This window comes from Streptomyces hiroshimensis, from assembly GCF_014650335.1.
GTDB classification, from domain to species: domain Bacteria; phylum Actinomycetota; class Actinomycetes; order Streptomycetales; family Streptomycetaceae; genus Streptomyces; species Streptomyces hiroshimensis.
This window is the reverse complement of the sequence record NZ_BMUT01000030.1, coordinates 1-13,052: the sequence shown is the minus strand read 5'-3', so window position 1 is coordinate 13,052 and position 13,052 is coordinate 1. Positions and strand designations below refer to the sequence as shown.

Here is a 13,052-nt window from a genome sequence, read left to right as displayed (position 1 = left end):
TTCCGCCACCGAATTCCACTAACGGCATTCGTAAGTGACCCAGGCCTCATGGGCGCCCTCACACGGAACAGCCCCCGAGACGACACACAGCGAGCGCACATGCGCACAGCGTCAGCGCCGATTGGGGAAGGTTCAGCCCGCGGACACGGCCGCGGCCGCGGCCGTGTCGCGTCCGCCGGGGTGGCGGTGCCGCCAGGTCCAGAAGATCGCGCAGGACAGGGCGGCCCAGGCGATCAGCACGGCGAATGGGAAGAAGTGCTGGTGCTGCCGGAAGTAGACGGCCGTGTGCTGGGCGTTCACGGAGGCCCCCGGGGGCAGCCAGCGGCCGATCTCGCCGAGGAGGGAGGGCAGCAGCGGCCAGGAGACGGCACCGCCGGAGGAGGGGTTGCCCAACAGGACCATCAGGCCCCAGGTGGGCAGCATCGCCCACCGCCCGAAGAGGGCGTTGAACATCGTGAAGACCATGCCCGAGGTGAACATGGTCAGCGCCAGGATCAGCCAGGATTCCGCGAACGGCAGCCGCACCGCACCCAGCCCCCAGTCCACGACCGCGGCGATGGTGAAGCCGCCCAGCGTGGAATAGGCGGCGGTGAAGGCGATGCGTTCGGCCGGATTGAGTTCGCCCGCGTGGACGCTCATCTGAATGGCGCCGACGAAGCCGACGATGACGGCCGCCAGGGTGATGTAGAAGAGCGCGAGGCCGCGCGGATCGCCCTTCTGGAGGGGATTGACGTCCCGCACGACGACGAGGACGCTGATTTCCTTGCCGACCCGGGGCGCGGTCTCGGTCAGCAGCTGGGCCACGGTGGCGCCGGATGCTCCGGAGACGTCCAGCTCGGCCGCGTGGTGGCGGTCCTGCAGGATGGCGTAGACGCGCTGGTCCTCGACCGCACGCCGGGCGTCCTCGTAGGTGGCGAAGTGGCGCAGCAGGAGCTCGGCGCCCAGCGCTCTCTCCATGCCCTGGACGAATTCCGCCCGCTTGATCTCGGACTCCGGGACGCCCGTGACGGCGGTGGGGATGTTGTGCGGGGTCGGATTGGCCATGGCGTAGGTGTAGGAGCCGGCGAAGAGCCCGGCGGCCGCGGCCACGATGAGCACGAGCACAGCGGCGGGGAAGAACGGCGAGTGACGGAACGCCGACCAGCGGTGGCGGGCGCGATGCCGCCTTCCGGTGGGGGCGGCGGGGCCGTGGGGCGTGCCGGCGGCGCCGCTCTCTTCACCCATGGGGCCACGATATGCAGATCATCCGGCCCCGGCGCGGCCCGTGGTCCACCCGGGGGCCTGGGGCCCGGGGACCTGGGGGCCCGGGAGCCTGGGCCGCTCGCTCCGAGCTGTGGCGTCAGCCCTACTCGGTACGGTGTGCGAGCGGGAGCGCTCTCCTTCGCCCCGTGTCCGGAGGGGTGGGGGATGACGGAGATCCATGGCGAGTTGATGCGTGCACTGCCCGGCGTGCTCAAGGCACATTCCATGCAGATAGCGGGCAAGATCGCTTTCCGGGATGCGCAGCGGGGTGTCACTTACGGTGAGCTGGAGAAGCGCACCGGGCGCCTGGCGGGTCACCTGGCACGGCTGGGGGTGCGGCGAGGCGACCGGGTGGCCCTCCACCTGGGCAGCCGGGTGGAGATGGTGGAGGGGTTCCTCGCGGTCCTGCGGGCGGGGGCCGTAGGCGTTCCGCTCGATCCCGGGGCGACGGAGGCGGAGCTGGCGTATTTCCTCGACGACAGCGGCGCCGTCGCGGTGATCACCGAGGAGAGCCGGCTGTCCCGGGTCGCCGGACTGGCGGCCACGCGGCCGCGGCTGCACGCACGGGTCGTGGTGGCGGGTACGGACGCCGTGCCGGACGGGGCGCCCGCAGCCGAGCACCTCTTCGAGCAGCTGGCCGGGACGGATCCGGGGCAGGCGCCTCGGGACGACCTCGGCCTGGACGAACCGGCCTGGATCCTCTACACCTCCGGCACCACCGGTCGGAGCAAGGGCGTCGTCTCCAGTCAGCGCACCGCACTGTGGTCGGTGGCGGCCGCCTACGTGCCGCTGTGGGGCCTGGAGCGGCAGGACCGGCTGCTGTGGCCGCTGCCGATGTCCCATGCCTACGCCCACTCGCTGTGCCTGCTGGGCGTCATCTCCGTGGGGGCGAGTGCCTACCTCCTCGGCCGGGGCGCGAGCGTCGCGCAGGCGCTCGCCGAGCAGCCGTGCACGGTCGTGGCCGGAGTGCCCGCCACGTACCACCTGCTCACTGAGGCGCTGCGCGAGGCGTCGCGACCGCGGCGGCCGTCGGGCGTACGGCTGTGCGTCACCGCGGGCGCGCCGTGTCCCCCGGCGCTGCGAGCGGAGGTCGAGGAGCTGCTGGGTGCCCCGTTGCTCGACGGCTACGGCAGCACCGAGACCTGCGGGAAGATCGCGGTCGACCGGCCCGGCGGCCCTCCGGAGGGCCGCTCCGGCGTTCTGCCGGTGCCCGGAGTCGAGGTGCGGCTGACCGATCCTGCCGGTGGTGACGACGTGGCCGATGGTACGGACGGGGAGATCTGGGTCCGCGGCCCGAACCTGATGCTCGGCTATCACAACCGCCCGGACGACACCGCACAGGCCTTCAGGGACGGGTGGTACCGCACCGGGGATCTCGGGCGCCGCGGTGACGGCGGGCGTCTGCAGGTCACCGGCCGGGTCAAGGAACTGATCATCCGCGGTGGAGAGAACGTCAACCCGGTCGAGGTCGAGCATGTGCTGCTCGGCTGCCCCGGTGTCGCGGACGCGGCCGTCGTCGGCAGGCCGCACGACGTGCTGGGCGAGGTCCCGGTCGCCTTCGTCGTCCCCGGCCCGCACGGCGTCGACACCGACCGGGTACGCGCCGCGTGCCGGGAGCGGCTGTCGGGCTTCAAGGTGCCCGACGAGGTGTACGAGACCGGCTCCGTGCCCCGTACCCCCTCCGGCAAGACCGACCGTCCCGCGCTGGCCCGGCAGTTGGCGGAACGGCTCGGAGCGGTGCGTGAGGACGCCGTATCCGCCCTGCGCCGGCGCCTGCTGTCCCTGCCCCCGTCCGGACGGTACGACGCCGTGCTGCGCCTCGTCCTCGCCCGTACGGCGGACGCCGGTGGCGCGCCGGAGCAGGAGACGGAGCCGGAGCCGGGGCGGCCCTTCACCGCCTCCGGCATCACCTCCCTCGGGGGCGTACTGCTGCGCGACCGGCTCGGCGCGGACACCGGGCTGGAGCTGCCCGCGACCCTGGTGTTCGACCACCCGACGCCTGCCGCAGTGGCGGAGTTCCTGCACTCCGCGCTCCTCCCCGGCCGTGCACCGGCAGCCCGGACACGCGGCGCCAAAGCCCGTACGCCGGGCGCCAAGTCCCGTACGGCGGGCGCCAAGTCCCGTACAGCGTCCGGGGATCCGGTGGCCATCGTCTCGATGGCATGCCGGTATCCGGGACTCCGTGACGACGTCACGTCTCCGGAGGAACTGTGGCAGCTGGTCGCGGACGGGGCTGACGCGACCTCGGACTTCCCCGGCGACCGCGGCTGGGACCCGGTGCACCTCTTCGACCCCGACCCGGACCGGCTCGGCGCCTCCGTCACCCGCCGCGGCGGCTTCCTGCGCCTGGCGGCCGACTTCGACGCGGCCTTCTTCGGAATGTCCCCGCGGGAGGCACTGGCGACCGATCCCCAGCAACGACTTCTGCTGGAGACCACCTGGGAGCTCTGCGAGCGGGCGCGTATCGACCCGGCGGACCTCCGCGGCAGCGACACCGGCGTCTTCGTCGGCGTGATGCACGACGACTACGCAGGCCGTCTCCTGCACGGGGGCGCGCACCCGCTCGAAGCGCATCTCGCGCTGGGCTCGACGGGCAGCGTGGCGTCGGGCCGTATCGCGTACACCCTGGGCCTGCACGGGCCGGCCGTCACGGTGGACACCGCCTGCTCGTCGTCCCTGGTGGCGATGCACTGGGCGGCGCAGGCGCTGCGGTCGGGCGAGTGCTCGCTGGCGGTGGCCGGCGGCGTCACCGTGATGGCCACCCCGGCGCCCTTCGTCGCGTTCAGCAGGCTCCGCGGCCTGGCGCCGGACGGCCGGTGCAAACCGTTCTCGGCCGCGGCCGACGGCACCGGCTGGGCCGAGGGCGCTGGAGTGGTCCTGCTGGAGCGCCTGTCCGACGCCCGGCGCAACGGCCATCCGGTCCTGGCCGTGCTCCGCGGCTCGGCCGTCGGCTCCGACGGTGCCTCCAACGGTCTCACCGCACCCAGCGGCACGGCCCAGCAGCAGGTGGTCCGTCAGGCCCTGGCCGACGCCGGTCTGTCCCCGGCCGACATCGACACCGTCGAGACACACGGCACCGGTACCGCACTCGGCGACCCCGTCGAGGCCCGAGCGCTGCTGGCCGCATACGGGCAGGAGCGGTCTGCCGGCCGGCCGCTGTGGCTCGGTGCGCTGAAGTCCAACATCGGGCACACCCAGGCCGCGGCCGGTGTCGGCGGCGTCATCAAGACCGTCCTTGCGATGCGCCACGGACGCCTGCCGCGCATCCTGCACTGCGAGGAACCGTCCCCCCGCGTGGACTGGTCGTCGGGCACCGTACGGCTGCTGACGCGCGAGGAGGAATGGCATCCGGCGCCCGGCAGCCCGCGCCGGGCAGGGGTGTCGGCGTTCGGCATCGGCGGGACGAACGCCCACGTCATCCTGGAGGAAGCTCCCTGGGAGACGGAACCCGGAGCGGAAGGCGATGCCGGCACGGCTCCCGGGCGCCCGCAGGCCGTGCCGCCCCTGCTGCTGTCCGGCGCGGACCCGCGAGCTCTCCGCGCGCAGGCCGGGCAGGTGGCGGCCCTGCTGCGGCAGCATCCCCGGCCACCCCTGCTCGACGTCGCGTTCTCCCTGGCCACGACCCGGACCGCGCTCGCTCACCGGGCGGCGGTGACCGGCGCGGACCACACAGCACTGCTGCGCGCTCTGGACGCACAGGCGGCTGCCGGAACCGGCAGCGGCAGCGGCAGCGGCAGCGGCAGCGGCAGCGGCAGCAACGGCGGAAACGGTGGCAGCAGCCCCACGGCCAGGCCGGCCACATCCTCCGGTCGGCTGGCCCTGCTGTTCTCCGGCCAGGGTGCGCAGCGCCCGGGCATGGGCCGGGAACTGCACGGCGCCTTCCCTGCGTTCGCCGCCGCCTTCGACTCCTTGTGTGAACGGTTCGATGCCGAGGGCGGCCTGGAGCGGCCCCTGCGCACCGTGCTGTGGGCGGAGGCAGGCAGCGACGACGCCACGCTGTCGGCACGGACCGACTTCGCGCAGGCCGGGCTGTTCGTCTTCGAGGTGGCGCTCTTCCGGCTTCTGGAGTCCTGGGGAGTACGGCCGGACGTCCTGTCCGGGCACTCCGTCGGTGAACTGGCGGTCGCTCATGTCGCAGGAGTCCTGTCGGAGCCGGACGCCGTGGAGCTGGTCGCGGCCCGGGGGCGGCTGATGCGGCAGCTTCCCGGCAGCGGTGCCATGGTGGCGCTGGAGGCCACCGAGCGCGAGGCGGAGCAGGAGCTGACCGGCTGGGCGGACCGCGTGGCGGTGGCGGCGGTGAACGGCCCGCGGTCGGTCGTCCTCTCCGGCGAAGAGGGGGCCGTCCTGACAGTGGCGGCCCGCTTCGCCGGGCGGGGCCGCCGCACCACACGGCTGCAGGTCGGCCACGCCTTCCACTCCCCCCTGATGCAGCCGATGCTGACGGCGTTCGGCCACGTCGCGTCGCGGCTGACGTACCGCGCGCCACGCATCCCGGTGATGTCGACGCTCACCGGGCGCCCGGCCGCCGGGGACGACCTCTCGGCCGCGTACTGGGTGCGCCACGCCCGCGAGACCGTGCGTTTCGGAGACGCCGTACACCGTCTCGTACACGACGAGCGGGTGACTGTCTTCGCCGAAGTCGGGCCCGGAGCACAGCTCACCGCTGCCGCCATGTCCGGCCTCGCCGTCGACGGCAAGAAGCCGGACGAGGGGTCGACCGAAGGGCCGGTCGAAGGGCCCGGCGAGGGGCCGGTGTTCATCGCCACCGCACGGGACGGTGCCCGGGAGGCGGAGGCGGTCCTTGCCGCGCTCGGTCGGCTGCACGTACACGGCCTGCCGGTGGACTGGCACCGAGTGTACGAGGGCAGCGGCGCCCGGCGGGTGGACCTGCCGACGTACCCCTTCCAGCGGCGCCGCTACTGGCTGGACGCCCCTGCCTCCCCCTCCCCTGTTCCTGCTCCTGCTCCTGCTCCTGCTCCTGCCACGGCTGGATCCGGCCATCCGTTGCTGCCTCAGACGACCACCGTCCCGGGCACGGAACGCCTCCTGTGCACCGGTCACCTGTCCACCGTGGCCCAGCCGTGGCTGCGCGACCACGTCGTCGCCGGGCATGTCCTCGTCCCTGCCGCCGCGTTCGCCGAGATGGTGCTCCACGCAGGCGACGCGTGCGGGCTGGAGACCGCCGAGGACTTCGCGCTGCTGGCACCGCTGCTCCTGCCGGGCTCCGGCGAGCGGGTCCAGGTACAGGTGGTCCTCGGCGAGCCGGACGCATCCGGGCGCCGCACCGCCGACGTCCACTCCCGCCCGCAGGAGTCAGGGCCGTTGGGCGGCTGGACACATCATGCGACCGGGCGGCTCGGCCCGGCCGCCGGAGCCGGGGACGAACGCCGGGGGGCCACCACCGCATGGCCGCCCCCGGGCGCCGTGCCCGTGGACCTCACGGGTGCCTACGAGCGCCTGGCCGACGCCGGTCACGCGTACGGCCTCGCGTTCCAGGGCGTCACGGCCGTCTGGCGGGGGCCGGACGAGGAGGTGGAGGAGGTGTATGCCGAGGTGCGGCTGCCCGAGGCGGCGGGCGCCGAAGCACGGCGGTACGGCATCCACCCCGCTCTGCTGGACGCAGCGCTGCACGCGGCGCTCCTCGCCGCGCCGTCCGCCGGCCCCGCCCGGCTGCCCTTCGCCTGGCGCGGCCTGACCGTGCACGCTGTCGGCGCCACGGCCCTGCGCGTACGCATACGCGCCACCGGTACGGACACCGTCGCCGTGGACCTGGCCGACCCCGCCGGGCAGCCGGTGGCCAGGGTGGAGTCCTTGACCACCCGGCCGCTGACGGAGTCCGTCGACGCCGCGGCCGTGGGCATGAACGGCCGCGGAGGGTTGTACACCCTGCGGTGGACCGGCGTTCCGGACGGCGGCGAAGAGCTCTCCTTGTCGGTGGCGGCGCCCGACGACCTGGGGCTGCGGTCCGTGCTCCCTGCGACGCCCGCCCTGCAAGGGAAGGCACCCGAGGCGGTCGTGGTCTCGCTGTCCTCAGGGAGCGAACCGTCCTCACGGAGCGAACCATCCTCAGAGAGTGAACCGTCCTCAGGGAGTGAACCGTCCTCGGGAACGGATCCTGTCTCGGCGACGCACCGTCTGACCGCCCGCGCCCTGACACTGCTGCAGACGTACCTGTCCGTTCCGGCGGCGCCCGGAACGCGTCTCGTCCTGGTGACCCGGGGCGCCACTGCCCCCGTGCCGGACCTGTCGGCCGCCGCCGTGTGGGGCCTGGTGCGCTCCGCGCAGGCGGAGTACCCCGGGCGCCTCACGCTCGTGGATACCGACGGCAGTCCGGAGTCGCTGCGCCTGCTGCCTGCCGCCGTCGCCACCGGCGAACCACAGCTCTCCCTGGTCGACGGAACGGCCCGCGTTCCCCGACTGGCAGAAGCCGAAACCTTGTCACTCACCCACTCCCCCACGGCCGACGGGTTCGCGAGCGGAGTCGGCACCGTCCTGGTCACCGGTGGCACCGGAGCCCTCGGCGGGTTGCTGGCACGGCACCTGGTCACCCGGTACGGGGTCCGGCATCTGGTGCTCGTCAGCCGCCGGGGGCCGCAGTCGGCGGGGGCGCGGCAGCTGCAGGCCGTACTGGAGGAAGCCGGCGCCCGCGCGGACGTGATCGCGTGCGACGTGGCCGAGCGCGCCCAGCTGGCTGCCGTCGTGGAGAAGTACGCGCCACAGCTGAGCGCCGTCGTACACGCCGCCGGGGTGCTGGACGACGGCGTGTTGGAGGCTCTGACGCCCGAGCGGTTCGCAGCAGCGTTACGGCCGAAGGCGGACGCGGCCTGGCACCTGCACGAGCTGACGCGGCATCTGCCCTTGTCACACTTCGTCCTGTTCTCCTCGGCGGCCGGGCTGCTGGGCAATCCCGGCCAGGCCAACTACGCCGCCGCGAACGCCTTCCTGGACGCACTCGCCCACCACCGCACTTCCCTCGGCCTGCCCGCTCTTTCCCTCGTGTGGGGCCCGTGGGCGGGCGGGGAAGGGATGGCGGCGCGGACCGACGGTGCCGAGCGGGCCATGGGCGGCGTGCTGCGCGCCGTCTCCCCCGCGCAGGGCCTGGCGATGTTCGACGCCGCGCTGGGCGAAGGCGGGCCGGTGCTCGCCCCGCTGCTGCCGGACCGTTCCCGGCCGGCGGCCCCCGCCGGATCACCCGTCCCGCCGCCCCTGCGCGACCTGTTGCGCCCGGCCCGCCCGGCCCGCCCGGCCGCCGGGTCCGTGGGCGACGCCGGCTCCGTGGGCGCCACCGGCTCCAAGGCGGCAGCCGGCAACGGCCCCGAGGACGCGACCGGATCCTGGCGGGAACGGCTCGCAGCGCTGCCGGAAGCCGACCGGGCGCTTGCGCTGCTGGAGCTCGTCCGCGCGGAGGTCGCAGCGGTGCTCGGGCATCCGGACGCCGCTGCCGTGGCCCCCGGCCGCCCCTTCACCGAGCTGGGCTTCGACTCTCTGACCGGGGTGCTGCTGCGCAACCGCCTCGCCGTGCTCACCGGCCTGACGCTGCCGGCCACCGTCACGTTCGACCGGCCCAGCGCCGCCGAGCTGGCCGGTCATCTGTACGAGGAGCTGGGCGGCGACCTGCTCGCAGGGACCGCTGCCGCCGCCGGACCGGACGTGCACGGAAGGGCGCGACCGCCGCAGACCCTCGCCTCCCTCTACCGGCGGGTGTGCGGAACGGGCGACGTCGTCTCGGCGATGCACCTGCTGGTGACCGCCTCGCTCGCCCTGCCCTCCTTCGGCCCTGCCGACAGCTCCCGGCACGAGCTCGCCCCGGTCAAGCTGGCCGAGGACGTCCAAGGAACCGGCCGTCCCGCGCTCGTGTGCTTCCCCGGCTTCTCCCCGAACCTCGGCAGGCCCTGGTACGCCGCGCTGGCCGCCGCCTTCGCCGGCGAGCGGGACGTCTTCGAGTTCCGCCACCCCGGCGCCGCCCACGGCGACACCGTCCCGCGCGACTGGCGCACCCTCGTGGACCTGCACGCCGACACCGTGCGCACGCACCTGGGCGACCGTCCGTACGCCGTCCTCGGCTACTCGATGGGCGGCTATCCCGCCCACTCGGTCACCGCGCGGCTCGCGGCGACGGACACGCCGCCGGTCGGCCTCGTCATCGCCGACACTTACCACGTCACCCCGGACCGCGAGGAGGAGCCGTGGCTGCTCGCGATGCCCGCCCGTCTCCCCCTCCAGCTGGGTGAGCGGTTCGACACGGCCGTGGACGACATGTCGATGGCCGCCCTGGGCGCCTACACCCGCATGGCCCGCGGCTGGCACCCGGAACCGTTGGACGTCCCCACGCTGTTGATCCGCGCCGCGGAGCCGCTCCCGCCGGTGCGTCCCGGCACCGGGGACGGGACACGGGAGTACGGCCCCGGGCGGCCGGTCTGGCCGGCGCCGCACACCGCCGTGGAGGTTCCCGGCGACCACTGGACCCTCTTCGAGGAGCATGTACGCACGACGGCCGACGCGATCCGGGCCTGGCTCGGCGCGCAGGTCTCCGCCACCGGCCGGCGCTGAGAGCTGTCACCCCCGTGTGCCCCGTGCGCTGCGGCGCGCGGGGCGCGGGGCGCGGCGTGTCGTCGCTCTCGACGTCCAGATGGGGAAGCACCCGGTCCAGCCATCGCGGCGTCCACCAGGCGCGGCGGCCGAGGAGGGTCATCACGGCGGGTACGAGGAGCAGCCGGACGACGGTGGTGAAGCGGGGCTACGCCGCGCGGCTGCCGGTCCGGAGCCATTCGGGGGCGAGGATCGCCCAGATCTGCTTGTCGTGGCGGACGCCTCCGTAGGGCCAGGACTGGCGCCGCACGCCCTCGAGCGCCATGCCGAGCCGCACGGCCACCGCCGAGCTCCGGTCGTTGTCGGCCCGGCAGTGCCACTCGGCGCGGTGCAGCCCCCGGGAGGTGAACGCCCAGTCCAGCAAGGCGCTGCACGCGTCGGTGACCAGACCGTGGCCCTCGGCGGCGGGCTCCAGCCAGCAACCGATCTCGCAGGAACCCGCGGCGGTGCTGAAGTCCGTGAACATCACGCCGCCGACGAGCACGCCGTCGAGCCGGATGCCGTACAGGCGGGCCCCGTCCTCGGCCTGCCGCTCTGCGTACCGGCGCAGCGTGGCCCGGGCTCCGTCGAGATCATCGGTGACGAACGCCTGTCCGACCCACGGCCGGATGTGCTCGCGGGCCCGGTCAAGGTGGGCGGCGAACTCCTCGGCGTGCCATATCTCCAGCGGCTCCAGGCAGGCGTTGTCCCGCAGGAAGAGTGAGAACATGATGACCCCATTCGCATAACAAGTGTTATGACTATGTACCGTAGCAGCATGCCACGCACCAAGGGAGATCACGAAGCCCGCCGCCGCGACGTTTCCGAAGCGGTCTGGCGGGTGCTGGCCGCGCACGGCTTCGGCGGACTGACCCTGCGCGCCGTCGCCACCGAACTCGGCGCCACCACCGGCCTGCTCACCCACTACTTCCCCGCCAAGCGCGACCTGGTCGCGCACGCCCTCGACGTGCTCGAACAGCGCAGCGCCTCGCGCCCCCGGCGCGCTGCCGGGCCGGGCCTGCCCGCTGTGAGGGCCGCCCTGCTCGACATCCTGCCGCTGACCGCCGAGGCCACCGACGCCAACCGGATCTGGGTGTCCTCCTGGGACGTCGCCCTCGCCGACCCCGCCCTGAGCGGCGACCACGCCCGCAGGTACGCGCAGAGCCGCGGCAAGCTCCGCGACCTGGTCGCCACGGCCCAGGAGCTCGGCGAACTGCCCGCCGGGGACCCGGAGCTCATCGCGGCCGGCGCCCAGTCCTTCGCGCTCGGGCTGGTGGTGCAGGCCCTGTTCGCCCCCGCGTCGTTCCCGCCCCAGCGCCAGGTCGAGCTCCTCGACGACTATTTGGCGTCGCTGGCGTCACCTAGGGCAGCGATGTCACCGGCTTCCCCGTCCTCGTCGCGCGGCGAGGACCCGGCCCCGCCCGGCCGGCATCCCGGGCGATGAAACGATGGCCTCATGGCTTCTCACCCGTTGCTGGACGTCACCGAACTCCCCTCCGTCGAGGCACACCTCGAACGCATCGGCACGGTGTTCGCCAGCTTCCGGGATCAGGACTCGGGATGCGTGTCCTACGGCGTCCGGCTCCCCGGCGGAGAGCGGTGGTTCGTCAAGGAGGGCACCAGCGACGGCGCGCGGCGCTCCCTCTGCCGGGCGTGGGCCTTCCACCGGGCCGTGAGCCACCCGGTGATCGTCCCGCAGGTGCACCGGATCGCGGTGCGCGGCAACTGGGCAGTGGTCATGCCGTGGCACGACGGCGAGGTTCTCTACCACCCCACCACCGGGGGCACCGCGGACCGTACCGCCCCGGGCAGTGCCATGGCGCGGTTCCGGGCGCTGCCGCTGTCCCTGGTCATGCGTGCGTGGGACCGGATCCTGAGTGCGCACCTCGCGGTGGAGGAAGCGGGGCACGTGGCAGTCGACTTCTACGACGGCGCGCTGCTGTACGACTTCACCGGCGACACCATGCGCCTGGTCGACCTCGACGAGTACCGCCCGGGCCCCTTCGTCCTGGAGGCGGACCGGCTGCCGGGCTCACGGCGGTTCATGGCACCGGAGGAGTACGAGCGCGGCGCGACCATCGACGCCCGTACGACCGTCTTCGTACTCGGCCGCGCCGCCCGGCTGCTCCTCGACGCGGGTGACGACGAACGCGCTTGGCGGGGCGGCCCGGCCCGGCTCAAGGTGCTGCACCGTGCCACCCGGGCCGATCCCGGGGAGCGGTTCGCATCGGTCCGCCGGTTCGCCGCGGCGTGGCACGCCGCCGGAAGCGCTCCCGAGGGAAGCCCGCGCCCGGGTACGCCCTGACCGGAACCTCCCCTCGATAAGCTTGCGTTTTAACCTCTGTCTCGATCAGTTTTTTGGCTGGTCGAAGCAGACAAGAGAGCTCGCACGGAGCTGAGTGCCAGCTCTCAATCTTCATGCGACACACCGAGGTCGTGGCGCATAGCGGTCCTCATAGTTCGGAGCATCTCCCAGACCTCGTACTGGGCCTGGGCCGCGGTCTCCATCGTTTCGCCTGGTTCGGGGGCACCGCGTTCGAGGCGCTTGACCTGGCCGTAGACCTTGTTCAGGGCCTGGTTGACGAGACTCGCTCGCCTGAGTACTTCTTCGGGGGCGATCATCTGTGCTTCGGAGTATCGATCGCGGTGCGCGTTCTTCGCTTCCTCGAGTGCGTCGCTGTCGGCCTCCTCCACGCCGCGTTCCCTCATGACGTGCAGGTGGCGGTTGAGAGCGGTGGTGAACTGCCGAGCATCCCGGTTGAGTTCCACATAGCAGGTGCGTCGCAGCGAACGGGCCTCGCGAACCTCCTCATGGTCTCGAACGAGCTCTATCTCCAGGCGCTTCGCTCGTTCGGAGCCGCGCTGGGTGAGTAGCGCCCCTCCCAGGGTTCCTGCGACGCCTGCGACAGCGATGATCACTGAGCTGAGATCCACCGACGTACCCCGTGAAATTCTTCGGCCTCGTGCCCGCTGCACATGGCCCAGGCCGTCAAGTTTGCCGCTCCTCGGTGCGCCGGGGTTTGGTGCCCTTTTTGTGGTGGGCGGGGCGGCTGTATGCCTCGCCGGTGGCCAGGACTCTGCCCACGTCATGACGGGTGGCTGGGAGGCGGTTCTTCGAACCCGGCGGCCGGCCAGGCCCCGGACGAGACGGTTTCGGTGCACTGGCCGGGGAGCCGGGAGGCTGTCGCACGACTTCCTCCTGGCGATGATCAAGAGCGAGCCGCTGTTCGGTTTCGATCATC

General features: G+C 73.2%; 6 protein-coding genes and 1 pseudogene. 3 read left to right on the top strand and 4 right to left on the bottom strand.

Annotated features, from left to right (window positions below; all coding sequences use genetic code 11):
* Positions 1-132: 132 nt before the first annotated feature.
* Positions 133-1,224, bottom strand: a complete 1,092-nt coding sequence (locus IE241_RS33805; protein ID WP_190025707.1) for an ABC transporter permease — start codon at positions 1,222-1,224, stop codon at positions 133-135.
* 183 nt (positions 1,225-1,407) lie between these two features.
* Here IE241_RS33805 and IE241_RS33800 point away from each other — a divergent pair, with 183 nt between their 5' ends.
* Positions 1,408-9,792, top strand: a complete 8,385-nt coding sequence (locus tag IE241_RS33800) for a type I polyketide synthase (protein ID WP_190025706.1) — start codon at positions 1,408-1,410, stop codon at positions 9,790-9,792.
* A 187-nt stretch (positions 9,793-9,979) separates the two neighbouring features.
* On the opposite strand, the gene IE241_RS33795 is transcribed toward IE241_RS33800, so the two are convergent.
* Positions 9,980-10,540 (bottom strand): GNAT family N-acetyltransferase, encoded by a 561-nt coding sequence (locus IE241_RS33795; protein ID WP_190025705.1) that lies wholly within the window; start codon positions 10,538-10,540, stop codon positions 9,980-9,982.
* A 48-nt stretch (positions 10,541-10,588) separates the two neighbouring features.
* Here IE241_RS33795 and IE241_RS33790 point away from each other — a divergent pair, with 48 nt between their 5' ends.
* Together IE241_RS33790 and IE241_RS33785 are read left to right on the top strand one after the other, a co-directional pair.
* The gene (locus IE241_RS33790; protein ID WP_190025704.1) at positions 10,589-11,254 is read left to right on the top strand and encodes a TetR/AcrR family transcriptional regulator; all 666 of its coding nucleotides are present in this window, start codon (positions 10,589-10,591) and stop codon (positions 11,252-11,254) included.
* Positions 11,255-11,266: 12 nt separating this feature from the next.
* A complete protein-coding gene (locus IE241_RS33785; protein WP_190025703.1) occupies positions 11,267-12,115 on the top strand; it encodes a serine/threonine protein kinase in 849 nt (282 codons plus the stop codon).
* Positions 12,116-12,219: 104 nt separating this feature from the next.
* Here IE241_RS33785 and IE241_RS33780 read toward each other — a convergent pair whose 3' ends face one another.
* On the bottom strand, positions 12,220-12,729 hold the full coding sequence (locus IE241_RS33780) for a hypothetical protein (RefSeq protein WP_229900229.1): 510 nt from the start codon (positions 12,727-12,729) through the stop codon (positions 12,220-12,222).
* 70 nt (positions 12,730-12,799) lie between these two features.
* A pseudogene (locus IE241_RS34860) lies at positions 12,800-12,979 on the bottom strand (NF041680 family putative transposase); the annotation flags it as partial.
* Between the last annotated feature and the right edge of the window lie 73 nt (positions 12,980-13,052).